This window comes from Halobacterium hubeiense (assembly GCF_001488575.1).
GTDB lineage: Archaea > Halobacteriota > Halobacteria > Halobacteriales > Halobacteriaceae > Halobacterium > Halobacterium hubeiense.
This window is the reverse complement of record NZ_LN831302.1, coordinates 1,602,148-1,627,850: the sequence shown is the minus strand read 5'-3', so window position 1 is coordinate 1,627,850 and position 25,703 is coordinate 1,602,148. Positions and strand designations below refer to the sequence as shown.

The following is a 25,703-nucleotide window of genomic DNA, read 5'->3' as shown; positions in this document are numbered from 1 at the left end:
CGGGCTTGCGCTCCCCTGCCGGTGCGGAATCCCTGACGGCTAGGAGCATCATCGACCCCCGTGGACTGTATCCTACATCTGGGGGTCCCTCAGTTAAAAGCGCTTTCAATGTGTGCCGCCGTGCGACGCCGGCGCAGGGCCGACGCCGGGTGCCGCGGGACGAAACGCCCTTCCCGCGGGTCGCCGAAACACGACCGATGGTCGTCGAGGCCGCGCGAAGACTCCACGAAGAGGCTCGCTCCGTCAACGAGCGCCGCGTGCTCGTCCTCGCGGGCGACCACGAGGCGTGCCTGTCGGCGGCCGACCGCGTCCTCGACGCGCTCCCGATTCCGCTGACGGGGACGACGCTCGTCTCCGCGCGCGACGCGCTCGCCTGCGAGCAGGTCGGCCCGCGGAACGCCGACGAACTCCTCGGCACCACGCGGGATGCCGTCGTCTTCGACGCCCACGAGGACTGCCGACCGAACGCGCTCGGGCGCGTCGTCGGCGCCGTGGACGGCGGCGGCCTCCTGCTCGTGCTCGCGCCGCCGCTGGCCGAGTGGCCCGCGCGCCGCGACGGCTTCGACGAGGGGCTGGCGGTGCCGCCGTTCGACGTCGCGGACGTCGCCGGGCGCTTCCGCCGCCGGCTCGTCGCGACGCTGCGCGCTCATCCCGGCATCGCAATCTACGACGCGGACGCCGACGAACTCGAACGGGACGGCCTGACCGAGCCCGCGCCCCGTCTCGCCGAACCGCTCCCGGAGCCGCCCGACGACTGCGCGTTCCCCCGCGAGGCGTACGCGGCGTGTCTCACGGGCGACCAGATGGACGCGCTCGCGGCGTTCGAAGAACTGCGCGACCCACCGGCCGCCGTGGTCGCGGAGGCCGACCGCGGCCGCGGGAAGTCCAGTGCGGCCGGCCTCGCAGCCGCGTGCCTCGCACGCGAGGGCCTCGACGTGCTCGTCACCGCGCCGGGCCGCCGCAGCGCCAGCGAACTGTTCGCGAGGGCACGCGAACTACTCGCGGACCTCGACGCGCTCGCCGCCGACGACGAGCCAATCGAGACGGACGGGGGCGGACGGATTCGGTTCGCGAAACCGCCGGAGGCCGCAACCCTCCCGGACGACCCCGACGCCGTCTTCGCCGACGAGGCCGCGGCGATTCCGGTGCGGTTGCTCGAATCGCTGCTGGACTGCGAGCGCCTCGCGTTCACCACGACCGTCCACGGCTACGAGGGCGCGGGCCGCGGGTTCGACGTGCGCTTCCGGGACCGGCTCGCCGACACCGACCACGAGGTCACCGACGCGACGCTCGCACAGCCGATTCGGTACGCCGCCGGCGACCCCGTGGAGGTGTGGGCGTTCCGTGCGCTCGGCCTCGACGCCCGGCCCGCCGTCAACCCGCTCGTCGCGGACGCGACGACGGAGCGCGTCACCTACGAGGCGCTCACTCCCGAGGACCTCCTCGCGGACGAGAATCTGCTCCGGGAGACGTTCGGCCTGCTCGTGTACGCCCACTACCGCACCGAACCGAACGACCTCGCGCGCCTGCTCGACGCCCCGAACCTCGCGGTGCGTGCGCTCCTCCACGACGGCCACGTCGTCTCGGTCGCGCTGCTCGCGCGCGAGGGCGGCCTCGACGCGGACCTCCGCGCGGCGATGTACGAGGGCGAGCGCGTGAAGGGGAACATGATACCGGACGTCCTGACCAGCCAGCTCCGCGACGAGGACGCCGCGATTCCCGTGGGCTACCGCGTGATGCGAATCGCCACCCACCACGCCGCCCGCTCCCGCGGACTGGGCTCCCTCCTGCTCGGCGAGCTCCGCCGCGAGTTCGAGCGCGACGCCGACTGGCTCGGCGTCGGCTACGGCGCGACGCCCGAACTGCTGTCGTTCTGGTGCGCGAACGGCTACGCGACGGTCCACCTCTCGACCACCCGCAACGACACCAGCGGCGAGTACTCCGCGGTGATGCTCGACCCGCTCTCGCACCTCGGCGAGCGACTCCACGACCGCCACGCCGACTGGTTCTCGGCCCGCATCCCGGACGTCCTCGCGGACGCGCTGGACGACCTCGACCCGGACGTCGCGCGCGCCGCGCTCCGCGCCTGCAATGCGGACCAGACGCTCGACCTCTCGGCGTCGTCGTGGCGCGTCGTCGCCGGCGCGGCCCACGGCCCCGGGATGTACAGCGTCGACCCCGCGCCGTTCCGCCGACTCGCCCGCCACCACCTCGTCGCCGGCGACGCCGACCTGCTCGACGCCCGCGAACAGCGCCTGCTCGTCGCGAAACTCCTGCAGGCGCGGCCGTGGGACGACGTAGCGGACGAACTCGGCTTCCACTCCACGAGTCAGGCGATGCGCGCGCTCGGCGACGCGCTCCGCCCGCTCGTGGAGGCCTACGGCACCGACGCCGCGCAGGCGGAACTCGCGCGGTTCACCGACGAAGACTAACGACGCCCTCGCGTACTGCCGCTATGGACCCGCTGGTCGCTGTCGCGTTCGTGCTCCTCGCCGCCGGCGTCGTGGGGAGCGTCCTTCCCCTCCTGCCGAGCGGCCTGCTCTCGCTGGCCGGCGTCCTCGCCTACTGGTGGACGACCGGCGAGCCCGGACTCCTCCTGCTCGCGGTGCTGGTCGGTCTCGCAGTCGTCGCCGCGCTCGTCGACTGGCTCGCCGGCTTCGTCGGCGCTCGCGCCGGTGGGACGGACACGCGGACCGCGGCGCTGGCGGGCGTCGTCGGCTTCGCCCTCATGCTCCCCGGCGGCCCGCTCGGACTCCTGCTCGGCGTCGCAGCGACCGTCTTCGTTATCGAATTTCGCGCGAGTAACGACCTTCCCGGGAGCGCGCGGCGCGCCGGCTACGCGACTGTCGGGGTACTCGCGTCCGCAGGAATGCAGGTCGTGTTGACGACGGCCGTGTTCGCGGTCGTCGCGTGGCTCCAGTTCGCCTAGGGGTGTGCGTAGTACGCGACCGACTCGTCGGCGTCGTGGCGGTCACAGCGCGCGAACCCGACGCGCACGAACTGCACGACCTCGTCCGCGTCGACGTCCGCGAACCCGGGTTCGGCGTAGCCCGTGACGTCGCCGTCCATCGTCCGCAGGCGGACTTCGACGTTGTCGTCGGCGGGCACCCAGTGGACGACGTCGACGCCCTCCTCGCGGACGACGTCGATGTCCGCGTCGAGGAACGCCAATCGCTCGCCGTCGTAGCGCACGGGGCCGTACCCCTTCAGCCAGACGCGCTCGCCGACCGCCGGCAGGTCCTCCTCCTCGATGAGGACGCCGTCCGCGACGGGGATGTCGCGCTCGCCGCGGTCCTCGTGCTCGGGGTGAACGGGCGGACTCGCGCTGTCCGGGCCGCCCTCCACCGGCACCTCGATGGCGGCGTACGCATCGTCGGCGCCGCTGCCGCGGTCGTCGAAGCCGTCCCGGACGAAGAACTGCCGGGGCGCCTCGTCGTCCACGAGGTCGCGGTTGTTCGAGTAGACCGAGGACATCGCGAGGTCGACGTTGCTTGTGGACGTGCCGAGTTCGACCATCGCGTCCACGATGGCCTCCCCGCGGATGCCGCGGCGCTGGACGCTCGGGAGCGTCGGCGCGCGCGGGTCGTCCCAGCCGTCGAGGTCGCCCGCGTCGATGAGTTCGCGGATGGTCGACGTGGACATCGAGACGTCGTAGGCGTCGACCTGCACGTGGCCCCAGTGGATGACCTCGGGGTAGTCCCAGTCGAAGTAGTCGTAGACGAACTGCTGGCGCTTCGCGGAATCCTGCAGGTCGATGCCGCGGATGATGTGCGTGACGCCGGTGAGGTGGTCGTCGACGCCGGACTGGAAGTCCAGCATCGGCCAGCAGCGGTACTGCTCGGCCTCCTCGCGCGGGTGGGGGGTGTCGATGATGCGGAACGCCACCCAGTCGCGGAGCGCGGGGTTCTTGTGCTCGATGTCGGTCTTCACGCGCAGCACCATCTCCCCGGAGTCGTACTTGCCGTCGACCATCGCCGCGAACTCCTCGCGGACCGTCTCGATGTCCTTCTCGCGGTGCGGGCACGCCTCCCCGCTGTTCTTCAGTTCGGAGAACTCGCCGGCCGGACAGCTACACGTGTACGCGCCGCCCAGCTCGATGAGCTCGCGGGCGTGCTCGTAGTACGTCTCCAGTCGGTCGCTCGCGCGGTAGACCTCCGCGGGCTCGAAGCCCAGGTACTCGATTTCCTCGAGAATCTCGTCGTACGCCCACAGCAGCGGGCGCTTGGTCTCGGGGTCGGTGTCGTCGAAGCGCACGATGAACTCGCCGTCGTACTCCTCGGCGTACGTCCCGATGACCGCGGGCATCCGCGCGTGGCCGATGTGCCACGGGCCGTTCGGGTTCGGCGCACAGCGCATCCGAATCTCGTCGTAGTCGTCGGCGTGCGGGAGGTCGGGCAGCACCTGGTCGTCTTCGTCGTCCTCGGCGTCGAGTTCCTCGACGCGCTCGGGCGCGAGCTCGGCGAGGCGCTCGCGCTTCTCCTCGCGGTCCATCGCGTTCACGTCCTCGATGACGGGCGCGACCACGCCGGGAATCTCGTCGCCGTGCGGTCGGAAGTCCGGGTTCTCGCCCATCAGCGGCCCCATAATGGCGCCGACCTGGGCGTCGCTGCCGTGCTTGAGCGCGTTGAACAGCGCCGCGGTCTCGGCCTCGCGGCGCACGCGCTCGCGGAGTTCGTCGTCCATTGTCCGTGTGTTACTCCGAGGGCGGCAAATCCGTTGGGATTCGCGCCGACTACGCGCCGCGCTCGGGGTCCTCGGCGAGGTGGTAGGCGTCGTAGATGGCGTACACCCAGATGCCCAGCAGCAGCGGGATGCCGATGAGGAAGATGGACAGCAGGCCGGCGACGAACGACCCCACGATGAAGCCGAGGCCGCGCCCGAGGTGCCCGAGATAGATTTGGCCCGCGCCCGGAATCAGCAGCGACGCCACCGCCGCGATGCCGGCGTCGTTTCCGGCGCCGGTGTCCGGCGAGCGCTGGCGCACGCCACACTCCGGACAGATTTCCGCCTGCGCGTCGATGATTTCGCCGCAGTTCCGGCAGTAGACCTCGTCGATGCCCGGCGTCTCCTCGGCCGTCTCGCTCGAATCGTCGGCGCTCATGTTCACGACTGCGACAGCGCGCGGGATAACAGTTGTTGCGGGCCTGCCCAGACACTGGTCGAAAAATACGAGCATACGCGCGGCGAAGCCGCGCGGTTTTCCGTCAACCCTGCGCGCTGACGACGCCACGCTTGCTGACGCTCGCGTGACCACCGCTCGCCGACGGCGAGCGGTCTTTTTTAGCGTAGATTTTTTGCGCGAGCGGTTCGCCTTCGGCGAACCGCTCGCGCAAAAAAGGTACGTCAGTAGCCGCGCTCGACGAGGTAGTCCGCGACCTGTTCGAGGCGGTGGTGTGCCTCGTTGTCCGGGAGCACGTCAAGGTGCGCCTTGGCCTCGGCGACGAGTTCGTCCGCGCACTCGCGGGCGTACTCGATGCTGCCGACCTCCCGAAGCTGTTCGACGGCGGCCTCGACGTCGGCGTCGGTGACCTCGTCGGGGTCGTCGGCGTCCAGCAGGTCCTCGACGTCGACGCCGTGTTCGGCCGCGTGCAGGCTGATAACGGTCTTCTTGCCCTCGACGAGGTCCGAGCCGCGTTGCTTGCCCAGCTGTTCGGAGGGGACCGTGAGGTCGAGGACGTCGTCGTGAATCTGGAACGCCTGCCCGGCCTTGACGCCGTAGTCGTACAGCGCCTCGACGGTGTCGTCGTCGGCGCCCAGCAGGACCGCGGGAATCGACGCCGCCGCGGCGTACAGCACCGCGGTCTTCAGTTCGACCATCTCCATGTACTCGTCGGGGAGGACGTCGGTTCGCGTCTCGAAGTCGACGTCGAGGGCCTGTCCCTCGCAGATGTGGGTGCAGGTCTCCGCGAGCGTCTGCATCGCGCCCATGCCGCGCTCGGGCGGCGCGCCCGTCTGGAGCATGATTTCGAACGCCTTCGAGTAGAGCGTGTCGCCCGCGAGAATCGCCGTCTCCGTGTCGTACTCGCGGTGGACCGCGGGCACGCCGCGCCGGAGGTCGTCGTCGTCCATGATGTCGTCGTGGATGAGCGTGAACGACTGGATGACCTCGATGGAGACCGCCGCCGACATCACGTCCACGTCGCCGCCCGTCAGGTCGGGGAACTCCCGGTAGTCCGTGCTCCCGGGTTCGACGTCCGCCAGCGCCTCCGCGGTCAACAGCAGGACCGCCGGCCGGAGCCGCTTGCCGCCGGCTTCCAGGAGGTAGCGCGCCGCCTCGTAGAGGCGCTCGGGGCGCTGCGCCGGGAGGTCCTCGTCGATAGCGGCGTTGACCTTCTCGCGGCGCTCGCGGACCGCGCCGAGCACCGCTTGTTCGCGGGCGTTCTTGGACATCTACTCGACGAGCTGGATGGTGTTGCCGTTCGAGGTCACGTGGAGGTCGCGACCGACCTTGTACCCCTGACTCTCCGCGAGGCTGACGTACGGTGCGAAGCCCTTCATGTCCTGGTGGGCGGGGATGATGTGCTGGGGCTGGAGCGCCTGCATCATCTCGTAGTGGCCCTCCTCGCGGAGGTGGCCGGAGACGTGGATGTCGTCGTAGATGCGCGCGCCCTGCATGCGGAGGAGCTGTTCGCTCTGGTAGCGCTGGCCCTCGTTGGTCGGTTCCGGGATGACGCGCGCCGAGAAGATGACCTTGTCACCGTTCTCGATGTCGTACGGCGTCTCGCCGCGGCCCATGCGGGTGAGCATCGCGCGCGGCTCGCCCTGGTGGCCCGTGACGATGGGCAGGAAGTTCTCCTTGCCCTCGTTCATCACGCGCTTGAACGCGCGGTCGACGCTCTTGCGGTGGCCGAACATCCCGAGGTCGTCCGGGAAGTTCACGCGGCCCATGCGCTCGGCGGTGCCCGAGTACTGCTCCATCGAGCGGCCGAGCAGAATCGGCTCCCGGCCGATGTCCTTCGCGAACTCCACCAGCGAGGACACCCGGGAGACGTGGCTGGAGAACGTCGTGGCGACGATGCCGCCGTCGTAGTCCTCCATGCTCTGCATCGCGTCCTTGAGGTGGCGCCGCGCCACGCTCTCGGAGGGCGTGCGGCCCTTCCGGCCGGCGTTCGTGCAGTCCTCGATGTAACAGAGGACGCCCTCGCCCTCGCGCCCGATTTCCCGGAACCGCTCCATGTCGATGGGGTCTTCCAGAACCGGGTCGTGGTCGATGCGCTTGTCGAGCCCGTAGACGACCGAGCCCTCCGGCGTGTGGAGGACGGGGTTGATAGCGTCGATGATGGAGTGGGTGACGTGGACGAACTCGAGTTCGCACTCCTCGCCGATCTGCATCGTCTCGCCGGACTCCATCTCCACGAGGTCGTTGTCCACGCCGAACTTCTGCTCGCCCTCGATCTGGCCTTTCACGAGTTCGAGCGTGAACGGCGACGCGACGATGGGCGCGTCGTATCGGTGTGCGAGCTTGCTGATTGCGCCGATGTGGTCGAGGTGGCCGTGCGTCGGCACGATTGCCTGCACGTCGCCCTCGAGGTCGGACATGACGCGGTCGTCCGGGATGGCGCCCATGTCGATGAGGTCGAGGCTGTGCATCTTCTCGGTCTCGACGTTGTCGTGAATCAGGACCTGCGAGAGGTTGAGGCCCATGTCGAAAATGACAATGTCGTCACCGGCTCGGACGGCAGTCATCTGCCGACCGACTTCTTCGTATCCGCCGATTGTTGCGATTTCGATTTCCATGGTTTTGAAGCACTGAAACCCCGGTGTGGGGAGTCGTGTCTGAAACAGCCGCGCGCTGGCGGCGGCGGCCGCGGCGTCTTACAGCCATCGGCCGCCGTCGCGTCAACGCGCGCGACGCTGCTCTTGGCAGCCCTACGTCCCGCGGTGTTAAAAACAGCGGGGATTGCCGCGGCGTCGTGCCGTCGGCCACAATCTCCTTGTCGATGCGTGCTGTGGTCGGCGACATGGCTGACGCCACGTTCGAGATTTACGAGGACGAGGTCGGACAGTACCGCTGGCGGCTCGTCCACGACAACGGCAACATCATCGCGGACTCCGGGGAGGGGTACGCCTCGAAACAGAAGGCCCGACAGGGGCTGGACAGCGTCAAGGAGAACGCGCCGGACGCCGACGTCGAGGAAGTCGACGAGTAGCCTTATCCCTCGATGCGCGTCCCGGCGTCCTCGCCCGCGAGGAACGCCGAGAGCGCGTCCGGCCCGAACACGAACGCGGGCGCGCCCAGCGCCAGCAGCGCGCGGACTTTCGCGGCCATTCCGCCGGTGACGTCGGTCGCGTCGCTGCCGCCGAGCGCCGCCGCGACGTCCTCGTAGTCCGTAATCTCCCGGACGACGTCCCCGGACTCGTCGAGGACGCCCGGCACCGTCGAGCAGAGGCCGACGCGGTCGGCATTCAGTTCGCTGGCGACGTGCGTGACGAGTTCGTCGCCGCTGACGATTGTCGCTCCCGCCCCGACCTGCGTGAGCACGTCGCCGTGCAGCACTGGGACGAACCCCTCGTCGAGCATCGCCGCCAGCTGGTCGGTCGGGAACCGGAGGTCGCCGTCGGCGGTCCGGTAGCCGACGGAGAACGGATGCACGGGGACCGCGGGGACGCCCGCGTCCGCGAGCGCGCCGACGACCGCCGTGTTCAGCTCCGCCATCGCGCCCGCGACGTCCCGGACGGCCGCCGCGTCCCGCTTCCCCTCGCTGCTGGAGATGCCGTGTTCGGCGGCGTGCGGGTGGCCGAAGCTCCCGCCGCCGTGGACGACGACGAGGTCGTCGAGGTTCGCGTCCCCGAGCGCGCCCGCGAGGTCCGCGAGGCGGTCGGCGGCGACGGTCTCGGGCTGGTCCTTCTCGGTGACGACGCTGCCGCCGAGTTTGACGACGACCGTCATTCGACGCGCACGCCCTCCGTTGCGAGTTCGGCGCGGAACGACTGCTCGCACTCCGGCGCCAGCGACAGTGCGGTCTCCACGCCGTCGCCCTCGTCGAGCGCGACGATGCAACCGCCGCCGCCCGCGCCCGTGAGTTTCGCGCCGAGCGCGCCGCCTTCCCGGGCCGCCCACACGAGGTTGTCGAGCGAGCGCGCTGAGACGCCCAGCGCCGACAGCAGCCCGTGGTTGAAGTCCATCAGTTCGCCGAGCGTGTCGAGGTCGCCGTCCGCGAGCGCCCGCTCGCCCTCCCGAACGAGGTCGCCGACTGCCTCGACGGTGTCCGCGGCGAAGTCGTACTCGTCGCGGAGGTCCCGCACGCCCGCCACGAGTTCGCCGGTGTCGTGGCTCGCGCCGTCGTAGCCGACGACGAACGGCAGGTCGGGCGCGTCGATGGCCCGGCAGTCGTCGCCCTCCACGCGGACCGCGCCGCCCATCGCCGAACAGAACGTGTCCGCGCGCGAGGCCTGCCCGTCCTGCACTTCGTGCTCGACGCGGTACGCGCGCTCCGCGACGTCCTCCGGCGTCAGTTCGACGCCGAGTTCGCGCGTCGCGGCGTCGATGCCCGCGACGACGACCGCCGCGCTCGACCCCAGCCCCGCGCCGAGCGGAATCTCGCTCTCTATCTCCACGTCGAAGCCCGCTTCGGGCCGGTCGGCGGCGTCGCGGGCCTGCTCCAGCGACTCCTCGACGTACCCCATCGCCGCCTCGATGAGCGGCGTCGGCACGTCCACGTCCGGCTGCTCGTCGCTCCCGGAGCCGTACTCCACCGTGAACCCGTCCAGCGAGAGGTCGTCGGCGGACACCCGCACGCGGTCGTCGTCGCGGGCCGTCACGGTCACCCGCGCCCGTCGCTCGATGGCGCAGGGCACCGCGGGCTCGCCGTAGACGACGGCGTGCTCCCCGAACAGGTAGACCTTCCCGGGGGCACTCGAAGTCGTGGTCATATCACCCGGTCGGAACCACGCCGTTACAGAAGTTCCGGAACGCCCCCGCCGCAGGCTTTTGCGTGCGGCCCCCGAACGAGCGGCCATGCGCCCCGTCATCGACCACGTGCCGTTCGCCGCCAGCGACCTCGACGCCCTCGTCGAGCGATTCGAAGCCGCCGGCTTCGACCCCACGTACGGCGGCGCCCACCCCGACGCGGGCACGGAGATGGCGGCGCTCGTGCTCCCGGACGGCTCCTACCTCGAACTCGTCGCGCCCACGCGCGGGGACCCCGACCGCTGGCCCGCGTACTTCGACGCCGCCGACCCCGTCGCCGGCCCCTGCGACTGGTGCGTGGAGACCGGCAGCGTCCACGCCGAGTGCCAGCGCGTCATCGACCACGACGTCACGGTCCACGGCCCGATTCACGGCCGCCGCGAGCGCCCGGACGGCACGCTCGTGGAGTGGGACCAGGCGTTCCTCGGCGGCGACGACACTCTCCTCCCGTTCGTCGTCAGCGACCGCACGCCCCGCGAGTACCGCGTCCCCGACAGCAACCTCTACGGGTCGCCGGTCTCGGGCATCTCGTGGGTCGTCCTCGCGACCGACGACCTCGCCGGCGCGGTCGAGCGCTTCCAGCGGCTCTACCGGCTCCCCGAACCGGAACGTGACTACGACGACACCTACGGCGACCTCGCACACTTCCCCGGCCAAGACATCGTCCTCTGCGAGCCCGCCGGCGGGCGCGTCCGCGACCGCCTCGACCAGCTCGGTCCCGGGCCCGTCTCCGTCCTCCTGAGCGCGGACATCGACGACGCGCGCCACCGCCACCCCCTCGACGGCGGCCGCGAGTGGTTCGGGCGGCGCGTGCGCTTCGTCGACGGCCTCGACGGCCACCTCGGCGTCGTCTCGCTGTAGCCGTCGCTACTCGCTCGCGTTCTGAAAAGTACAGGTACGAAAGCGGGAGCCCGGTTACAGGCCGTCCTCGAAGTCTTCGAGGGCGTACGTCGGCTCGGCGCCGCGGCGGTCGAGCGTCTCGTTGGCGAGCAGCCAGTAGACCACCGACAGCGCGCGCCGCCCCTTGTTGTTCGTCGGGACGACGAGGTCGACGTTGCTCGTCTGGTTGTTGGAGTCGCACATCGCAATCACGGGGATGCCGACCGTGATGGCTTCCTTGACGGCCTGCGCGTCACCGATGGGGTCGGTGACGACGAGGACGTCCGGCTCGATGTAGCCGTCGTACTGCGGGTTCGTCAGCGTGCCCGGGATGAACCGCCCCGTCCGGGCGCGCGCGCCGACCGCTTCCGCGAACTTCTCCGCGGGGAAGCGACCGTACTGGCGCGACGACGTGACCAGAATCTGCTCCGGGTCGTAGTTCGCCAGGAAGTCGGCGGCCGTCCGGATGCGCTCGTCCGTCTTCGAGACGTCGAGCACGTAGAGGCCGTCCGTGCGGACGCGGTGGATGAACCGGTCCATGTCGTTGGTCTTCTGCTGGGTACCGATGTGGACACCGGCGCCGAGGTAGTCCTCGACGGGGATGAGCAGGTCGGCCTCCTCGTCGGACATGACGTCCTCGGTGGCCGCCGCTCCCGGCTCCTCTTCGGTGGGCTGTTCGTCTGTCTGGGCGTCGCTCTCGGCGGCCTCGGCGGCAGGCTCGGCTGCCTGCTCCGCGGCGTCCTCGAGGTCGGCCTCTGTGTCGGATTCGTTCTCGCTCATGCTTCGTCCGCGATGCGGATGAGTTCGTTCAGCTTGGCGGTTCGCTCGCCGCCGACCGTCCCCGTCTTGATGAACGGGGCGTCGGCCGCCACGGCGAGGTGTGCGATGGTCGTGTCCTCGGTCTCGCCGCTGCGGTGGGAGACCACGGCCTCGTAGCCGTTCCGGGTCGCCAGCTCGATGGCGTCGAACGCATCAGAGAGCGTCCCGATCTGGTTGGGCTTCACGAGGATGCTGTTTGCCGCGCCGACCTCGATGCCGTCGCGGAGTCGCTCGACGTTCGTCACGAACAGGTCGTCCCCGCAGACGAGCGTGTCGTCGCCGACGCGCTCGGTCAGCGCCGCGAACGCCGCGAAGTCGTTCTCGTCGAGGGGGTCCTCGACGTACGCGAGGTCGTACTCCTCGACGAGGTCGACGACGTACTCGATTTGCTCCTCCGTGGAGCGAACCTCGTCGCCGTAGACGTACGCCTCGTCCTCGTAGCGCTCGGCGGCCGCCATGTCGAGGCCGAACTGGACGTCGAAGCCGAACTCCTCGGCGACGTCGCTGGTGGCCTCGTCGACGATTTCGAACGCGGTGGCGTCGTCGATGGACGGCGCCCACGCGCCCTCGTCGCCCTTCGCGGCGGCCTCGCCGCGCTCCTCTAAGAGTTCGCCCACGCGCTCGTGGACGGCGGCGTTCGCGAACACCGCCTGTCGGACGCTCGGCGCGCCGACGGGGGCGGCGAGGAACTCCTGAATCGCGGTCGCGTCGGCGGCGTGTTCGCCGCCGCCGACGACGTTCCCCAGCGGCACGGGGAAGTTCCGACCGCGGAAGGCGCCGCCGAGATGCTGGTACAGCGGCGCACCGAGCACGTCCGCGGCGGCCTTCGCGGCCGCCATGCTCGTGGCGACGGCGCTGTTCGCCCCGACGTCGGAGAAGTCCTCCGTGCCGTCGGCGGCGTGCAGCGCGGCGTCGACGCCGCGCTGGTCGCCGGCGAACTCCCGGCCTTCGAGGCGCGGCGCGACGTGTTCGCGCGCTGCCGCAATCGCCTCCTCGACGGGGAGTTCGACGGCTTCGTGTTCGCCCGTGCTGGCGCCGGATGGCGCCGCCGCACGGCCGAACCCGCCGTCCTCGGTCACGACCTCGGCTTCCACGGTCTTGTTGCCTCGGGAGTCCAGAATCGGCCGGAATCGGACGGACTCGATGCGCGTCATCTCAGTTGTCCCTCCGGACAGTGAACGGGAGCGCGTCCGCGTCGTACTCCTCGGCCGCGATGAGGATGGGCTCCGTCTGGTCGGTATCGACCAGCACGGGCGCCCCGTACGACACCTGCAGCGCTCGCGCGCCGATGATGCGGGCCTTCTCGTACCGATTGAAGTGTTGTGTGTCGCTCATTACTGGTAGGGCGAGACGACGTCCACGAGGTCCTGGTGGGAGACCATCATGCGTCGACAGCAGTGCCGGTCCACGCCGAGGTCGTCCAGCACGTCAGCTGGGTCCTCGTCGCCGTCGTGGGTCTCGGCGCGTGCCTTGAACTCCTCCCAGTATTCACCGACGACGTTACCGCACGTGAAACACCGGACTGGTACCATCATGATTTGGTCACCTCAGCGGTAGGACTTCTGGTAGCGGGCGCGAGCGCCCGGACCGCCCCACTTCTTGGACTCGGACTGCCGGACGTCGTTGACCAGCAGACTGCGGTCGAACTCCCGGTACGCGTCCCGGAGTTCGGCGTCGCTGTAATGCTCGACCAGCCCGCGCGCGATGGCGGTGCGGACGGCGTCAGCCTGGCCCGCGAAGCCGCCACCGGAGACGTCGATGTCGACGTCCACGTCGTCTCGGAGGTCGTCGCCCGCGATGCGGAACGGCTCCAGCATCTTCAGGCGCGCCATCTCCGGGTCGACGAGCTCGACGGGCGTGGAGTTGATTCGGACGCGACCCTCTCCGTCGCTGACCGTCGCGCGAGCGACGGCCGTCTTCTTCTTACCGGACGTGTTGGTTACCATGTGACGTTAGCACCTAGTTCCTTGGAGACCTCGCCGACGGTGACGAAGCGAATCGTCGAGAGTCGGTCCAGCGACGTTCCCTCGATGATTTCGCCGTCCTCGTCGAACGGGTTACCGACGTACACGCGGACGTTCTCGAACGCCTCGCGGCCGTCCTGCTGCTTGTACGGCAGCATGCCGCGGATGGCGCGCTTGAACACGCCGTCCGGGCGCTTCGGGTAGTACGGACCGCTGTCGGAGCCCAGCTCCGCTCGCGTGTTGTACGTCTCGAAGATGTCCTCCTTGGTGCCGGTGATGACTGCCTGCTCGGCGTTGACGACGGCGACCGACTCGCCGTCGAGGGCGCGCTCGGCGACGTTGCTCGCCACGCGGCCCATGATGCAGTCCCGCGCGTCGACGACCACGTCGGCGTCGAACTCCGCGAGACTCATCGAATCACCCGCACGTCGGATCCTTCGGGGTTCTGTTCGACTGCCTGTTCCAGATGGACGGCCTCGCCGTCGGCGTGCTCGATTTTCGTCTTCGCGCTGCCGGAGAAATCCACGGCAGCGACGGTGACGGACTTTCGAAGCGCGCCGGACCCCAGCACCTTGCCGGGGACGACGACGGTCTCGTCCTCGTTCGCGTAACGTTCGATGCGACTCAGGTTCACCTCGGCGTGCGTGCGGCGCGGCTTCTCCAGCCGGCCAGCGACGTCGTGCCAGACGTCCGTGCCCGAATCTCGGGCGACGGACTTCAGTTCGGCGATGAGACTGCTGAGTCTCGGACTTGTCTTACTCATGCTCGTACTCCTGGAAAGTTGTGAGAAGTCGAGTGCAGGGAGCAGGATTTGAACCTGCGAACCCCTACAGGACAGCGCCCTGAACGCTGCGCCTTTGACCTAACTTGGCTATCCCTGCACGGCCGCGATGGCGCTTCGCTTCTCCGTAGCTCCCGACCCTTTTTACCGATTTCGATTGCCGGGCCCGAGGCTCCCGGGGCAGGAGTGGGCGTCGGCGCGGTAGTGTGGGTCGGAGCACTCATTGTTATAGTTGGACTGCCTGTTCGAGTTCGTCCGCGCGGTCGACCAGGGAGTCGACTGCTCGGAGAACCAGCTCTGTCACGGGCATCGAGCCGTCGGATTCGACGTGGAAGACGAACGCGCCGGGAACGTCCTCGACTTCGAGCTCCTTGCCGGGGTACCGGTTCGTGAGGTCGTTGTCGAAGTCGTCGGTCGGCACGAGTTCGCCGTCCTCCTCGATGACGCCGCGGAGCATCTGGGGCTCCTCGTCGGCGTACTCGTCGCGTTCGCCGACGACGTTCACGCGCTGGAGGTGTCGGTAGCCGACAGCGACGCCGCCCTGGTGTTTGGCGTGGTCGCGGCCGTAGCCGAGTTCCGCGTCGGCCTCCAACTCGAGGCGCTGGTCGTCTTTGAGCTCGATGATGGGGATGTTCTCGTCGGCGGCCTCCACTTCGGGGTCCTGACAGACCAGGTCCCCGGAGTACGCCGTCCCCGGGCCCTCGACGTCGAGCGCGAGCGTGACCGTGTCACCCTCGGCGAAGTCCTCGGGCGTCGTCAACGGCACGAGGCCGAGACGCAGCGCGAGCTGTTCGTCGAACATCACGCTGGAGTTCTCGACGAACCGGACGGTGTCGATGGACAGCGTCGGAACGTCGGCGATGATCGCTCGCCGAATGCCGTTCGCGAACGCCGGCGTGATGTTGCGAACGACGAACCGGGCTTCCCGGTCGTCGCGGTCGATGAATTCGACGTCGAAGTCCGTGCTCATTGCTTAGTACCCGCTGTTCTTCGGGGGACGCGTCCCGTCGTGGGGGACGGGCGTCACGTCCTCGATGCGGCCGATTTCGAGACCGGCGCGAGCGAGCGCTCGGATGGCGGCCTGCGCGCCCGGACCCGGGCTGCGCTGGAGGTTGCCACCGGGGCCGCGCACGCGAACGTGCACCTTGTCGATGCCCTGGTCTAAGACGTCTTCGGCGAGCTGTTCGGCCATCTGCATCGCGGCGTACGGCGACGCCTCGTCACGGTTCTGCTTGACCACCGTCCCGCCACTCGACTTTGCGAGCGTCTCGGCGCCCGTCTCGTCGGTGACCGTCATGATGGTGTTGTTGAACGAGGCGTGGATGTGCGCGATGCCCCATTTGGTGTCGTCAGCCATATTGTGTTACTCCTGTGCACCGGCGCGAGCCGGGTGCAGTTCGTCTGTGAGGTCGCTTCGTTCGTCGAACGCGATGGCGTCCTCCTCGGACACCTCGACCGTGTAGGAGGGCTCCGTGACGCGGCTCCCGTCGACCGTGATGTGGCCGTGGGAGATGAACTGCCGGGCCTGACCGACAGTGTTCGCGAGGCCCTCGCGGTAGACGACCGTCTGCAGGCGGCGTTCGAGGACGTCCGTCACGTCGAGCGAGAGGACGTCGTCGAGGCTCTCCTGGTTGGAGAGCACGCCGATGCGCTGGAGGCGGGAGACGAACTCCTCGCCGCTGACCGTCTCCGTCTGGCCGAGCAGGCGACGCGCCTCGCGGCGGAAGTTGCGCAGTTCGGACTGCGCTCGCCAGAGCTCCTCCTTGTTCTTCAGGCCGTACCGGGAGACGAGGTCGCTCTCCTCGGAGATGCGTTCGCCCTGATACGGGTGATTCGGCGTCTCGTAGAACTTGGTGTTCTCGCCTGGGAGCGCCATTATTCTTCCTCACCCGCTGCTTCTTCTGCTGCCTGTTCTTCCTTGATAGCCTCGACGTTGACGCCGATGGTACCTTCCGTACGACCGGTGGACTTGGTGCGCTGACCGCGGACCTTCTGTCCGCGCTCGTGTCGGATGCCCTTGTAGGACCGAATCATCTGCATCCGATTGATGTCCTGGTCGCGCGTCAGGTTGACGTCGTTGCCGGTGACGTGCTGGGTCTCGCCGGAGTAGAAGTCGTTCCGACGGTTCGCGAGCCACTCCGGAGCGTGGTCCGCGAACTCGTTGACGGCCGCCTTGATGTCGTCGATGACATCGTCCTCGAGGCGACCAATCGTCGCGGTGCGGTCTACGTCCGCGTTCTCCGCGACGACTCGCGCGACTCGTCGGCCGACGCCGTCGAGTTCCGCGAGCGCACGCTCGACGGTCTTGGTGCCGTCGAGGTCTGTCTGCCCGATGCGGACGAAGTACTGAATGTCCTCGTCCGCGTCTTGTTCTTCCGAACTCATGTTTTGATGTGTTGTGGAAAGGCGTCGTGGCGGGGATTTGAACCCCGGAGGCTTGCGCCACAGAGTTAGCAACCCTGCGCCTTGACCAGGCTAGGCTACCACGACACGCTTTCGGGTGTATCTTCGCCCTCTCGGACTCGGGACCCGGCGCCCCTACAGTGACTGCGTTCGTGAGAAATCGCGGCCCGTACTTAAACATCACGAAAGGGCGTGGGCCCCGCGCGCCAACCGCTCCCACGACACACGCGAGAGTCGTCGCCCGTCAGTCGGTGCGTTCGGTGCCGCCGTCGGCGTACACTTCCACGTAGTCGTCGTTGACCTCCCAGCCGCCGTCGCCGTCCTCTACCATGTACTCGCCGTAGTACGGCACCCGGTTCTCGACGGTCTCCCGGAACGCCTCCCGAATCTCGGGCTTGGTCATCTCGCCCATCGACCGCAGGTCGTCGTTGCGGTTCAGACAGCCCTTGAGGTACCCCTCGTGCGTGACGCGCACGCGGTGGCAGTTCGCGCAGAACTCCTCGTTGCCGACGGGGTCGACGATTTCCACCATGCCGCCGTTCACCCAGTACCGCCGTCGGTCGTGCATCTCGCGGTGCTCGACGCGGTCCGCGCGCTCTTCGAGCCAGTCGTGGACGTCGTCGATGTCCACCGCCCACTCCGGGTGGCCGGCGATTTCGGGCATGTACTCGATGAGCTGGAGCTGGAGCGCGTCGTTCTCCGCGACGTGGTCGACCATCTCGGGCACGTAGCCCGCCGTCTTCCGGAACACGACCATGTTCAGTTTCACCGGGTCGAGGCCGGCGTCCACGGCCGCGCGCACGCCTTCGAGGACTTTCTCGTAGGCGCCGCTCTTCGTGAGCGCCTTGAAGTCCTCGGCGTCCAGCGCGTCCTGCGAGACGTTCACGCGTTCGAGGCCCGCGTCCACGAGGTCCTCCGCGCGCCCGGGGAGGAACGTCCCGTTCGTCGTCATCGACACCTCCATCGAGTCGGGCGTCCGTCGGATTATCTCTTCGAGGTCGTCGCGGAGCATCGGCTCCCCGCCGGTGAGTTTGACCTTCTCGACGCCGAACTCCTCGACGACTTCGAGGAACCGGACCACGTCGTCGGCGCTCATCTCGTGGTCCCGTGGGTCCATCGGCCCGCGCGTGTCCCCCAGCCCCTCGTTGTGGCAGTAGACACAGTCGAAGTTACAGCGGTCGGTCAGGGAGACCCGGACGCCGGAGACCTCGCGCCCGAACGAGTCCGAGAGCATGCCGAAACGTGGCACGCACAGACGCTTAAACTCGTGGGTGTAAGCGGGGATTTCGTAACCCCGAGCAGTTACATTACGGGTGGAACGTGTGGTTGCGGCCGCACGTTCGTTCGACACAACCCTTATCGGCGCACCACCTCCTACTCGCGGGCATGAACGAAGACGACGTGCTGGACCTCCTCCGCGACGTCGAGGACCCGTCCCTCGACGACGACATCGTCTCCCTCGGCCTCGTCAACGACCTCGACGTCGACGGCGACAAAGTCACGCTCTCGCTCGCGCTCGGCGCACCGTACTCCCCCACAGAGACCGACATCGCCGGCCGCGTCCGCGAAGTCCTCTCCGACGCCGGCCTCGAACCCGACCTCACCGCCGCCATCCCCGACCGCAACGGCGGCGACGTCCTCCCCGGCGTCAAGAACGTCATCGCAGTCGCCTCCGGCAAGGGCGGCGTCGGCAAGTCCACGGTCGCCGTCAACCTCGCGGCCGGCCTCTCCGACCGCGGCGCCCGCGTTGGCCTCTTTGACGCCGACATCTACGGCCCCAACGTCCCCCGGATGGTCGACGCCGACGACCACCCGCGCGCCACCGAGAGCGACACCATCGTCCCGCCCGAGCGCCACGGCATGAAGCTCATGAGCATGGCGTTCATGGTCGGCGACGACGACCCCGTCATCTGGCGCGGCCCCATGGTCCACAAGGTCCTCACGCAGCTCGTCGAGGACGTCGAGTGGGGCAACCTCGACTACCTCGTCGTCGACCTCCCGCCGGGCACCGGCGACACCCAGCTCACCATGCTCCAGACGGTCCCGCTCACCGGCGCCGTCGTCGTCACCACCCCGCAGGACGTCGCCGTCGACGACGCCCGCAAGGGACTCCGCATGTTCGGCCGCCACGACACCACCGTCCTCGGCATCGCCGAGAACATGAGCGGGTTCGTCTGCCCCGACTGCGGCGGCACCCACGACATCTTCGGTAGCGGCGGCGGGCAGGAGTTCGCCGACGAGAACGAACTCCCGTTCCTCGGCTCCATCCCCCTCGACCCCAGCGTCCGCCAGGGCGGCGACGAAGGCGCGCCGGTCGTCCTCGACGACGACAACCAGACCGGCGAAGCGCTCCGCGAGTTCGTCGCCGAAACCGCAGATATGGTCGGCCTCGTCCACCGCCGCAACGCCAGCCGACCCGCCAAGCACTGACGACTCACCATGTCTGAGTTCGACGACACCGAGAAGCGCGACGTGCTCCGCGACGTCGCCGACGAACTCCGCGAGGAGGACAGCGAGGAAGCCGAACGCGTCGCCGCCATCGTCCACCGCGTCAGCGACATCTACGACGAGGACGAGGACGTCGACGCCCAGCACGTCTACCTCAACATGCGGAACATCCTCCAGATATCCGAACAGGGCGGCATTGAGCGCTAGCGCGACCGCCGCCACAGAACCGCACCGAGCAACGCGAAGACGACGAGCACCGCGCCAGCCCGTCGCTCCAGCGGCGACAGCGCCTCGTCGTCGACGTACCCCTCGCGGTACTGCCGTGCCGTCTCGTTGTCATAACTAACGTCCGCCCGTTCACCTGGAACCTGTTCGAAGTGGTCGTCCCACGCGTTCGCGGTCTCGTTGGGCTTCGCCATGAACTCCTTCTGGTCGAACTTCCCATCCGGACTGCCGGTATCGTTGAAGACCATCACTTTGCCGGCGACCACCTCGTTCGCCCCCTCGTTGAGTGGTATCTGGAACTCACTCGTATTCCCCGGCTGTGGAGCACCGATCTCGAATGCACCCTCCGTTTCGAACGTCTCTGCTTGTACGTGCAGTGCGTATGCTCGTTTCCCCGGGTTATGGACTGTGGCGATAAGTATTGATTTATCTCCACTATCCCTAACTATTTCTAAATCAGTAAATTTTGGTGTGGGTGAGTTCTTGGCTGTTGTATTTATATGATGTGTGAAATTGAAGTTGAGGTCCTTACTACCGGCATTTATACTAATTGTATGGTTATCTGCTGTTGCATCTATGTATTCCGTCACGTTCTTTGAGAAAAATGAGGATTCATTTTCCTCTAACTCCTTTGTACCGGGGGATATACCTCTTCCATCCACTAATATACCAACCGAAGTTAGGGCCTTCCCCTTCCCCTTGTTTTCTCTTTTTATGCAGATCTGTTTCTCATCCTCATCAAATTGTACTGTATATTTGGAGTGCAATCCGACGGATTCATCTAATTCAGTTGCGATATACTTTTTCTCACCCAAACACGGGTTTTTTCCTGCTGGCATAGATATCGCAGAAATAGCAGGCGTAACAGCAAAACTCACCAAAATTAGGACAAGAATAAGTCTCTTACTCGCCATACTTTTCCTCCGATTTCTGTGTTAATATACCTTTAACTGTACCGATATTAACCATACCAGTTCCGGTGTATTCGACTGTTCGATAGACTTCACGGCTCTCCATTTCCGGTAGTTGCTTCGTATCCTCTCGTGCGAAGTACTTCGTGAGAGTGACGTTCCCTCTACCGAACGTCTTCAATACTCGTCCTCCCGCTCGACGACTACTGGCACGTGCCGTCTCTGTTCCGGCCTGTTTTCGTAACGTCCACCGCTTGTTCGGTTCGACACTGCTGATTCGAACGTTTGCAGAGCTAGCGGCACTCTCAGCTTGGAACTGACTCTGGACAGTCTTCCAAGATTGCCATTCGTACGAGGCCGGATCGACGAGCGTTCGATGCTCGGCCAAGTACACGCGCCGGGTTTCGGAGTGCTGGCGTTCGACTTCGTACTCGTATTGGCGCTCGTACTCCGGTTCGCGGACGGTCACCCGCCGGAGGTCGCCAGTATACTCGTGGGTATGGCTACGTGGTCTCGTCGACCAGTACGTTTTGTAGACAGTCCTGCTCCTGGTGACTTCTCTCGTTCGAGTCACCGTATGCGTCTCTGTCGTCGATACGGTAGTCCGGTATATTCTGCAGCCGAACATCCCACACTTCTCTTGCAGTTTAATCTCTTGTTCCGTCGTCGTGTACGTGTCCTCGTAGGTCTCCGTGGTTTCGTACGTCTCGGTCGTCTCGTAGCGGAACTCCTTCTCAGTTCGGTACTCGGCGTCGCGGACCTGCTTTCGTCGAGTGTCCCCGGTGAACGTACCAGCACCGCCTCGATCCGAGCGCCACTCATTCTCCATAGTCGTCCACGTTTGCGTTTCGGTCGTCGTCCCATTGGCCGACCACTCGGGATTCGACTCCAAGAAGAACTGCTGTCGTTCCGGCTCGTAGAACCTCCGGCTGTCAACGTCGTACTCTACGGGGTCGGTCTTGACGTACTTCTCGAGGCCGTACGCGTGACCTGCGTCGTCGACCCGCCGCACTTCGTATCCGGCGTCGAGGAGGTCGTCACGAACCTGTTCGCTCGTCGTATGCTTGACGGTGTACCGGGGACGCTCGACTAAATACGAGATCGACGTCGAAATGTCGGTCACCTCGCTGTACGCGGAGGCGTAGACTGTCGGTTGAGGTACCGTGATGTTGTATTCCACGTGGGGGTGTGCCGTCGGATACGACGAGACGTTGATTGCTCCGTCACGGAACGCCTTCGCTGGCACTTCTATCTTCCACTGATGGCGTCTACCTCTCCCCTCTGGGTCCGGGTCGTCGACTCGCCCGGGTTTCTCTTTGTGGAGCGTTCGGTTGACTACGGAACCGTGTTCTGGGCGAATGTTGAACGATAAGCTCTCGTTGTACGTCTCCTTCGTCAGATAATAGCGTTCAGAGGTAATCGTGATGGGGACAGTCTCGTTCGGATAGAACGGGCCGTTGTCCTCGATCTTCGCGTCAGCGAGCTCCGGTGCAAACCAGTCCAGTAGGTAGGACGAGTTCGTGCTCTGCTGCTGCTGGTCGACGAGTTGCAGCCGCACGATGCTGCTCGCGGACAGCGTCACTCTCGACTGTTCTTTGCTCGCGTCGAGGCCGGACCAGTGGTACTCTACTGACGTTCCATCCGGGTCAAAGGACCGCCTCGCATCGAAAGTGATCCCCCTGAGCGCGTCATGTTCTCTCTGTGGGTCGATCGTTTCGAGGTAAACCTCTGGGGGAGCAAGTGTTACCGGGACTGTGTCACTAGTTTGGTTATAATAATCATCTATTCTCCAAGTCACTCTCGAACTCCCGCTAATCGGCAAAATTTCCCCTCTATATGCAGACCTCTCTAATAATAACAGACCCTCTTTTTGTGAGGTGGATGTTATATTTGACTTCCATTCCACCCCTGGTATATTTATTTTAAGCCCTAACTGCTCCGGCTCCACCCCATTCAAATCTACTTTCACGCGGTACGTCGCCGTGTAACGGGACTCGTCGATTCGCGGATGGTACTGGTCGAGTGGGCCGTCTTGAACGAATCCGGCCGACAGGACTTCTGGTGGACCGGGTACCTCGACGGTACGGATGGCGACGTCAGTTTGTCCGCGGGCGTCGCGGGCTCGAACCGTGATCGTGTGGTTGCCGGGTTCGAGAGATTCGAGGTGTGTCGTCGCGGTGAGTCTGTCTCCGTTCACGCGGCCGCCGAGGTCGTCCGTGGTGAGTGTCTCGGCCGGTTCTCCGTCCACGTTCACGGTCACGGTGTAGAGGTTCTCGTAGTCGTCAGTGGCGTCGACGGTGACGGGAACGACACTGCTGTCCTCGACTTCGACGGTGGTCAGTTCGGGCGCGGGGTCGGCGACGACAGTTCGGCTGCCGTCCGGGAACGTGGCGACGCCGCCGTCGATTGCGGCGTAGAGTTCGTGGACGCCCGCGGTGAACGAACGCGAGGTCCCGGAGCCAGTTGCGACGTGTCGGTCGTCTTGGTGCCACGTGCCGGAGACGTCGTTCGTGAGTTCGTACTCGGCGGTGAGTTCTCCGCGACCGGTGACGACTTTCGGACCGACGACGTCGGCGTCTTCGGGAGTCTCGGGTGGACTAGCGCCCGTCGGGACTGTATCGGCGACTTCGACGACCGTGGTGGACGTTTCGGCACTGTCCCGCTGGCCGTCCGCGTCGATGGCGGTGACAGAGACGGTGTGCGTTCCGGGCGTCGGGAAGTGGACGGTTCGTGTCGCGCTCTCGGCGTCACCCGAGACCGTCTTGGTCGCGACGTGTTCGCCGTCGACTCGCCAGCGGAGTCGGTCCAGCGGCGCGCTGCCGGCGCTGGCGTCCGCGGTAAACCGTGCGGGGTCGCCAGTTGTGGTCTCTGTCGGTCCGGCGAGCGATGCTGCGGGCGGGTCGCCGGGTTTGACGGTGACGTACAGCGTGTCTGTCGCCGTGGCTCCGTCGTCGTCGGTGACTTCGAGCGTGACGCGGTACGTGCCAGTCGCTTCCGCTTGGAAGGTTGTCTGCTGGCAGCTCCGACACTGCGTCGTCGTCGCGTTCGTCGCGTCGCCGGATTCGGCGGCGACGGTCCAGCGGTAGCGTTCGACGGCGCCGTCGGGGTCTCGGGAACCGCCAGCGTCCAGGTAGACGGTCGTTCCTCGCGTGACGTTCTGGTCGAGGCCCGCGTCGGCGAGCGGGGCTTCGTTCGATGCGGCGATGCCGGGTGTCGCTACGGTGGCAAGAACCAGGCACGCAGCGAACAGGCAAGCTACTCTCACACTACTCGAAGTTGAACTTACCACCTAGTATATAAAATTTCACAGTTGAATTTCAAGTATTATAATCGCGGGAGGTTTCGGTGAGCCGTAGCGCGAGGGCGTCTACTGCATTCCTTAATCATCTTCAGTTGTTAATGGATGGCAAACGATTTAGTGTGGGTCCGACGAACACCCTACTAACGGTCCGAGCACGGGCCAGAGGGTTACACTATGACTGATGACGAACTCATCTGGCGAGTGGCAGGGGGTTCCGGCGACGGAATCGACTCCACGAGTCAGAACTTCGCGAAGGCGTTGATGCGGTCCGGACTCGACGTCTTCACGCATCGACACTACCCGTCCCGAATCCGCGGCGGCCACACGTACGTCGAGATTCGGGCGCGGGACGGCAACGTAACGTCGCGCGGCGACGGCTACAACTTCCTCCTCGCGCTCGGGGACTCGTTCGCGCGCAACCCCAGCGAGAACGCCGTCTACGGCGACGAGGAAGTGAAGCCGCTCTCCGAGAACCTCGACGACCTCCGCGAGGGCGGGGTCATCGTCTACGACGAGGGCCTCCTCGACGTAGAGGACGTCCCGAACTTCGAGGAGCGCGCCGAGGAGAACAACTGGCACGTCTACCCGCTCGACCTCCGCAGCCTCGCGAAGGAGCACGGCCGCGAGGTCATGCGCAACACCGCGGGCGTGGGCGCGACGGCCGCGCTCATCGACATGGACCTCGAGCACATCGAGGACCTGATGTCGGACGCGATGGGTGGCGAGATTCTCGAGCAGAACCTCGAGGTCCTCCACGACGCCTACGAGCAGGTCAACGAGATGGACCAGTCCCACGACCTGACGGTGCCCGAGGGCGAACACGACGAGGAGCAGGTCCTCGTCTCCGGCAGCCACGGCATCGCGTACGCGGCCATCGACGCCGGCTGTCGGTTCATCTCCGGCTACCCGATGACGCCGTGGACGGACGTGTTCACCATCATGACGAACCTCCTGCCGGACATGGGCGGCATCTCCGAGCAGGTCGAGGACGAAATCGCGGCGGCGGCGCTCGCGGTCGGCGCGAGCCACTCCGGCGTGAAGTCGATGTCCGGGTCGTCCGGTGGCGGGTTCGCGCTGATGAGCGAGCCGCTCGGCCTCGCGGAGATGACCGAGACGCCGCTGGTCCTGCTCGAAGCGATGCGCGCGGGTCCCTCCACGGGGATGCCGACGAAGCCCGAGCAGGCCGACCTCGAGCACATCCTGTACACGAGTCAGGGTGACAGCCACCGCGTCGCCTTCGGGCCCAGCGACCCCAAGGAGTGCTACGAGCAGACGCGGACGGCGTTCGAAATCGCCTACGAGTACCAGATTCCGGCCATCGTCGTCTACGACCAGAAGCTCTCCGGCGAGTACCGGAACGTGGACGCGTCGTTCTTCGACCGCGACCCGAACCCGGACCTCGGGAGCACGCTCACCGAGGCGGAACTGGAGGACGCGCCCCACGACGACACCGGGAAGTTCGAGCGGTTCCGGACGGATGGCGTCGAGGACGGCGTCAGCCCGCGCTCGATTCCCGGTCAGTCCGGCGGCCGCTATCTCGCGTCCGGCAACGAGCACTGGCCGACCGGCCACATCGCCGAGGACCCCGACAACCGCGTCGCGCAGGTCGAACGCCGGCTCCAGAAGCTCGACGCCATCCGCGACGACCTCGACGACCGCGACCAGCAGGTCGTCTACGGCGACGAGGACGCGGACTTCGGGCTCATCGTCTGGGGCAGCCAGCAGGGCACCGTCGAGGAAGCCGTCGCACGCATGAACGACGACGGGAACGCGGTGAAGGCGCTGGGCGTCAGCGACCTCTCGCCGTTCCCGGTCGAGGAGGTGCGGGAGTTCATCGAGAGCGTCGACGAAGCCATCGTCGTGGAGATGTCCTCGACGAAGCAGTTCCGCGGGCTCATCCAGAAGGAGCTCGGGAACGTCGACGGCAAGCTCTCCAGTCTCCTGAAGTACAACGGCAACCCGTTCGAGCCCGCCGAAATCGTCGAAGCGGTCGAGCTCGAACAGGACGGCGGCGGGGAACCGACCGCCCAGACTACCCTCGAACCTGCGGCAGGTGACTAAT

The 25,703-nt window shown here is 66.7% G+C and carries 27 protein-coding genes and 2 tRNA genes; 7 read left to right on the top strand and 22 right to left on the bottom strand.

Annotation, left to right across the window (positions count from 1 at the left end):
• Positions 1-197: 197 nt before the first annotated feature.
• Both tmcA and HHUB_RS08485 read left to right on the top strand, forming a co-directional pair.
• Positions 198-2,432, top strand: a complete 2,235-nt coding sequence (tmcA, locus tag HHUB_RS08490; protein WP_059057193.1) for a tRNA(Met) cytidine acetyltransferase TmcA — start codon at positions 198-200, stop codon at positions 2,430-2,432.
• 23 nt (positions 2,433-2,455) lie between these two features.
• Positions 2,456-2,929 (top strand): DUF456 family protein, encoded by a 474-nt coding sequence (locus HHUB_RS08485; RefSeq protein WP_059057192.1) that lies wholly within the window; start codon positions 2,456-2,458, stop codon positions 2,927-2,929.
• On the opposite strand, the gene HHUB_RS08480 is transcribed toward HHUB_RS08485, so the two are convergent.
• The 4 genes from HHUB_RS08480 to HHUB_RS08465 form a co-directional block, all read right to left on the bottom strand.
• Positions 2,926-4,683 carry a glutamate--tRNA ligase gene (locus tag HHUB_RS08480; RefSeq protein ID WP_059057191.1) on the bottom strand — a complete coding sequence of 586 codons (1,758 nt, stop codon included), beginning with the start codon at positions 4,681-4,683 and terminating at the stop codon, positions 2,926-2,928. The genes HHUB_RS08485 and HHUB_RS08480 overlap by 4 nt on opposite strands.
• A gap of 49 nt (positions 4,684-4,732) precedes the next feature.
• Positions 4,733-5,101, bottom strand: a complete 369-nt coding sequence (locus HHUB_RS08475) for a zinc ribbon domain-containing protein (protein WP_059057190.1) — start codon at positions 5,099-5,101, stop codon at positions 4,733-4,735.
• Between the two features lie 242 nt (positions 5,102-5,343).
• Positions 5,344-6,390, bottom strand: a complete 1,047-nt coding sequence (gene idsA3 / locus HHUB_RS08470; RefSeq protein ID WP_059057189.1) for a geranylfarnesyl diphosphate synthase — start codon at positions 6,388-6,390, stop codon at positions 5,344-5,346.
• Positions 6,391-7,737 (bottom strand): ribonuclease J, encoded by a 1,347-nt coding sequence (locus HHUB_RS08465; RefSeq protein WP_059057188.1) that lies wholly within the window; start codon positions 7,735-7,737, stop codon positions 6,391-6,393. It lies immediately after the preceding gene.
• Positions 7,738-7,961: 224 nt separating this feature from the next.
• On the opposite strand from HHUB_RS08465, the gene HHUB_RS08460 reads away from it, so the two are divergent.
• Positions 7,962-8,150 (top strand): HVO_2922 family protein, encoded by a 189-nt coding sequence (locus HHUB_RS08460; protein WP_059058247.1) that lies wholly within the window; start codon positions 7,962-7,964, stop codon positions 8,148-8,150.
• 2 nt (positions 8,151-8,152) lie between these two features.
• Here HHUB_RS08460 and HHUB_RS08455 read toward each other — a convergent pair whose 3' ends face one another.
• Together HHUB_RS08455 and mvk are read right to left on the bottom strand one after the other, a co-directional pair.
• The gene (locus HHUB_RS08455; RefSeq protein ID WP_059057187.1) at positions 8,153-8,890 is read right to left on the bottom strand and encodes an isopentenyl phosphate kinase; all 738 of its coding nucleotides are present in this window, start codon (positions 8,888-8,890) and stop codon (positions 8,153-8,155) included.
• On the bottom strand, positions 8,887-9,873 hold the full coding sequence (mvk, locus tag HHUB_RS08450) for a mevalonate kinase (protein WP_059057186.1): 987 nt from the start codon (positions 9,871-9,873) through the stop codon (positions 8,887-8,889). Before mvk ends, HHUB_RS08455 begins: the two co-directional genes overlap by 4 nt.
• A gap of 85 nt (positions 9,874-9,958) precedes the next feature.
• Here mvk and HHUB_RS08445 point away from each other — a divergent pair, with 85 nt between their 5' ends.
• Positions 9,959-10,771 (top strand): VOC family protein, encoded by an 813-nt coding sequence (locus HHUB_RS08445; RefSeq protein ID WP_059057185.1) that lies wholly within the window; start codon positions 9,959-9,961, stop codon positions 10,769-10,771.
• 54 nt (positions 10,772-10,825) lie between these two features.
• Here HHUB_RS08445 and rpsB read toward each other — a convergent pair whose 3' ends face one another.
• The 14 genes from rpsB to moaA all read right to left on the bottom strand — a co-directional run bounded on the left by rpsB (position 10,826) and on the right by moaA (position 17,990).
• Positions 10,826-11,569, bottom strand: a complete 744-nt coding sequence (gene rpsB / locus HHUB_RS08440; protein ID WP_059057184.1) for a 30S ribosomal protein S2 — start codon at positions 11,567-11,569, stop codon at positions 10,826-10,828.
• The gene (gene eno, locus HHUB_RS08435) at positions 11,566-12,762 is read right to left on the bottom strand and encodes a phosphopyruvate hydratase (RefSeq protein ID WP_059057183.1); all 1,197 of its coding nucleotides are present in this window, start codon (positions 12,760-12,762) and stop codon (positions 11,566-11,568) included. The genes rpsB and eno overlap by 4 nt, the downstream gene beginning before the upstream one ends.
• A gap of 1 nt (position 12,763) precedes the next feature.
• On the bottom strand, positions 12,764-12,943 hold the full coding sequence (locus tag HHUB_RS08430) for a DNA-directed RNA polymerase subunit K (protein ID WP_058983662.1): 180 nt from the start codon (positions 12,941-12,943) through the stop codon (positions 12,764-12,766).
• Complete coding sequence (locus HHUB_RS08425; protein ID WP_058983661.1) at positions 12,943-13,143, bottom strand: DNA-directed RNA polymerase subunit N; 201 nt, start codon at positions 13,141-13,143, stop codon at positions 12,943-12,945. The genes HHUB_RS08430 and HHUB_RS08425 overlap by 1 nt, the downstream gene beginning before the upstream one ends.
• A 12-nt stretch (positions 13,144-13,155) precedes the next feature.
• Positions 13,156-13,554 (bottom strand): 30S ribosomal protein S9, encoded by a 399-nt coding sequence (locus tag HHUB_RS08420; RefSeq protein ID WP_059057182.1) that lies wholly within the window; start codon positions 13,552-13,554, stop codon positions 13,156-13,158.
• Positions 13,548-13,985 carry a 50S ribosomal protein L13 gene (locus HHUB_RS08415; protein WP_059057181.1) on the bottom strand — a complete coding sequence of 146 codons (438 nt, stop codon included), beginning with the start codon at positions 13,983-13,985 and terminating at the stop codon, positions 13,548-13,550. Before HHUB_RS08415 ends, HHUB_RS08420 begins: the two co-directional genes overlap by 7 nt.
• Positions 13,982-14,335, bottom strand: a complete 354-nt coding sequence (locus HHUB_RS08410; RefSeq protein WP_059057180.1) for a 50S ribosomal protein L18e — start codon at positions 14,333-14,335, stop codon at positions 13,982-13,984. The genes HHUB_RS08415 and HHUB_RS08410 overlap by 4 nt, the downstream gene beginning before the upstream one ends.
• A gap of 33 nt (positions 14,336-14,368) precedes the next feature.
• Positions 14,369-14,453: transfer RNA gene (locus tag HHUB_RS08405), tRNA-Leu, on the bottom strand.
• Positions 14,454-14,579: 126 nt separating this feature from the next.
• Positions 14,580-15,323, bottom strand: a complete 744-nt coding sequence (locus HHUB_RS08400; RefSeq protein WP_059057179.1) for a DNA-directed RNA polymerase subunit D — start codon at positions 15,321-15,323, stop codon at positions 14,580-14,582.
• Positions 15,324-15,326: 3 nt separating this feature from the next.
• Positions 15,327-15,710, bottom strand: coding sequence for a 30S ribosomal protein S11 (locus HHUB_RS08395; protein WP_058983656.1), 384 nt, complete (start codon positions 15,708-15,710; stop codon positions 15,327-15,329).
• Positions 15,711-15,716: 6 nt separating this feature from the next.
• On the bottom strand, positions 15,717-16,229 hold the full coding sequence (locus tag HHUB_RS08390; RefSeq protein WP_059057178.1) for a 30S ribosomal protein S4: 513 nt from the start codon (positions 16,227-16,229) through the stop codon (positions 15,717-15,719).
• Positions 16,229-16,738 carry a 30S ribosomal protein S13 gene (locus HHUB_RS08385; protein WP_059057177.1) on the bottom strand — a complete coding sequence of 170 codons (510 nt, stop codon included), beginning with the start codon at positions 16,736-16,738 and terminating at the stop codon, positions 16,229-16,231. The genes HHUB_RS08390 and HHUB_RS08385 overlap by 1 nt, the downstream gene beginning before the upstream one ends.
• A 22-nt stretch (positions 16,739-16,760) precedes the next feature.
• A tRNA-Ser gene (locus tag HHUB_RS08380) sits at positions 16,761-16,843 on the bottom strand.
• A gap of 157 nt (positions 16,844-17,000) precedes the next feature.
• Positions 17,001-17,990 carry a GTP 3',8-cyclase MoaA gene (gene moaA / locus HHUB_RS08375; protein ID WP_059057176.1) on the bottom strand — a complete coding sequence of 330 codons (990 nt, stop codon included), beginning with the start codon at positions 17,988-17,990 and terminating at the stop codon, positions 17,001-17,003.
• Between the two features lie 152 nt (positions 17,991-18,142).
• On the opposite strand from moaA, the gene HHUB_RS08370 reads away from it, so the two are divergent.
• Positions 18,143-19,186, top strand: coding sequence for an Mrp/NBP35 family ATP-binding protein (locus tag HHUB_RS08370; RefSeq protein WP_059057175.1), 1,044 nt, complete (start codon positions 18,143-18,145; stop codon positions 19,184-19,186).
• A gap of 9 nt (positions 19,187-19,195) precedes the next feature.
• Positions 19,196-19,411: a hypothetical protein gene (locus HHUB_RS08365; protein ID WP_059057174.1), complete on the top strand. Its 216-nt coding sequence runs from the start codon at positions 19,196-19,198 to the stop codon at positions 19,409-19,411.
• On the opposite strand, the gene HHUB_RS16620 is transcribed toward HHUB_RS08365, so the two are convergent.
• Both HHUB_RS16620 and HHUB_RS08355 read right to left on the bottom strand, forming a co-directional pair.
• A complete protein-coding gene (locus HHUB_RS16620; protein ID WP_143416377.1) occupies positions 19,408-20,343 on the bottom strand; it encodes a hypothetical protein in 936 nt (311 codons plus the stop codon). The two genes, HHUB_RS08365 and HHUB_RS16620, sit on opposite strands and share 4 nt — an antisense overlap.
• Positions 20,333-23,605 (bottom strand): PKD domain-containing protein, encoded by a 3,273-nt coding sequence (locus HHUB_RS08355; protein WP_059057172.1) that lies wholly within the window; start codon positions 23,603-23,605, stop codon positions 20,333-20,335. Before HHUB_RS08355 ends, HHUB_RS16620 begins: the two co-directional genes overlap by 11 nt.
• A 210-nt stretch (positions 23,606-23,815) precedes the next feature.
• Here HHUB_RS08355 and HHUB_RS08350 point away from each other — a divergent pair, with 210 nt between their 5' ends.
• Positions 23,816-25,702 (top strand): 2-oxoacid:acceptor oxidoreductase subunit alpha, encoded by a 1,887-nt coding sequence (locus HHUB_RS08350; protein ID WP_059057171.1) that lies wholly within the window; start codon positions 23,816-23,818, stop codon positions 25,700-25,702.
• Position 25,703 lies beyond the last annotated feature (1 nt).

Coding starts and splice junctions, on each gene's coding strand:
- tmcA (WP_059057193.1), top strand. CDS start 198: ATGGTCGTCGAGGCCGCGCGAAGACTCCACGAAGAGGCTCGCTCCGTC.
- HHUB_RS08485 (WP_059057192.1), top strand. CDS start 2,456: ATGGACCCGCTGGTCGCTGTCGCGTTCGTGCTCCTCGCCGCCGGCGTC.
- HHUB_RS08480 (WP_059057191.1), bottom strand. CDS start 4,683: ATGGACGACGAACTCCGCGAGCGCGTGCGCCGCGAGGCCGAGACCGCG.
- HHUB_RS08475 (WP_059057190.1), bottom strand. CDS start 5,101: ATGAGCGCCGACGATTCGAGCGAGACGGCCGAGGAGACGCCGGGCATC.
- idsA3 (WP_059057189.1), bottom strand. CDS start 6,390: ATGTCCAAGAACGCCCGCGAACAAGCGGTGCTCGGCGCGGTCCGCGAG.
- HHUB_RS08465 (WP_059057188.1), bottom strand. CDS start 7,737: ATGGAAATCGAAATCGCAACAATCGGCGGATACGAAGAAGTCGGTCGG.
- HHUB_RS08460 (WP_059058247.1), top strand. CDS start 7,962: ATGGCTGACGCCACGTTCGAGATTTACGAGGACGAGGTCGGACAGTAC.
- HHUB_RS08455 (WP_059057187.1), bottom strand. CDS start 8,890: ATGACGGTCGTCGTCAAACTCGGCGGCAGCGTCGTCACCGAGAAGGAC.
- mvk (WP_059057186.1), bottom strand. CDS start 9,873: ATGACCACGACTTCGAGTGCCCCCGGGAAGGTCTACCTGTTCGGGGAG.
- HHUB_RS08445 (WP_059057185.1), top strand. CDS start 9,959: ATGCGCCCCGTCATCGACCACGTGCCGTTCGCCGCCAGCGACCTCGAC.
- rpsB (WP_059057184.1), bottom strand. CDS start 11,569: ATGAGCGAGAACGAATCCGACACAGAGGCCGACCTCGAGGACGCCGCG.
- eno (WP_059057183.1), bottom strand. CDS start 12,762: ATGACGCGCATCGAGTCCGTCCGATTCCGGCCGATTCTGGACTCCCGA.
- HHUB_RS08430 (WP_058983662.1), bottom strand. CDS start 12,943: ATGAGCGACACACAACACTTCAATCGGTACGAGAAGGCCCGCATCATC.
- HHUB_RS08425 (WP_058983661.1), bottom strand. CDS start 13,143: ATGATGGTACCAGTCCGGTGTTTCACGTGCGGTAACGTCGTCGGTGAA.
- HHUB_RS08420 (WP_059057182.1), bottom strand. CDS start 13,554: ATGGTAACCAACACGTCCGGTAAGAAGAAGACGGCCGTCGCTCGCGCG.
- HHUB_RS08415 (WP_059057181.1), bottom strand. CDS start 13,985: ATGAGTCTCGCGGAGTTCGACGCCGACGTGGTCGTCGACGCGCGGGAC.
- HHUB_RS08410 (WP_059057180.1), bottom strand. CDS start 14,335: ATGAGTAAGACAAGTCCGAGACTCAGCAGTCTCATCGCCGAACTGAAG.
- HHUB_RS08400 (WP_059057179.1), bottom strand. CDS start 15,323: ATGAGCACGGACTTCGACGTCGAATTCATCGACCGCGACGACCGGGAA.
- HHUB_RS08395 (WP_058983656.1), bottom strand. CDS start 15,710: ATGGCTGACGACACCAAATGGGGCATCGCGCACATCCACGCCTCGTTC.
- HHUB_RS08390 (WP_059057178.1), bottom strand. CDS start 16,229: ATGGCGCTCCCAGGCGAGAACACCAAGTTCTACGAGACGCCGAATCAC.
- HHUB_RS08385 (WP_059057177.1), bottom strand. CDS start 16,738: ATGAGTTCGGAAGAACAAGACGCGGACGAGGACATTCAGTACTTCGTC.
- moaA (WP_059057176.1), bottom strand. CDS start 17,990: ATGCTCTCGGACTCGTTCGGGCGCGAGGTCTCCGGCGTCCGGGTCTCC.
- HHUB_RS08370 (WP_059057175.1), top strand. CDS start 18,143: ATGAACGAAGACGACGTGCTGGACCTCCTCCGCGACGTCGAGGACCCG.
- HHUB_RS08365 (WP_059057174.1), top strand. CDS start 19,196: ATGTCTGAGTTCGACGACACCGAGAAGCGCGACGTGCTCCGCGACGTC.
- HHUB_RS16620 (WP_143416377.1), bottom strand. CDS start 20,343: ATGGCGAGTAAGAGACTTATTCTTGTCCTAATTTTGGTGAGTTTTGCT.
- HHUB_RS08350 (WP_059057171.1), top strand. CDS start 23,816: ATGACTGATGACGAACTCATCTGGCGAGTGGCAGGGGGTTCCGGCGAC.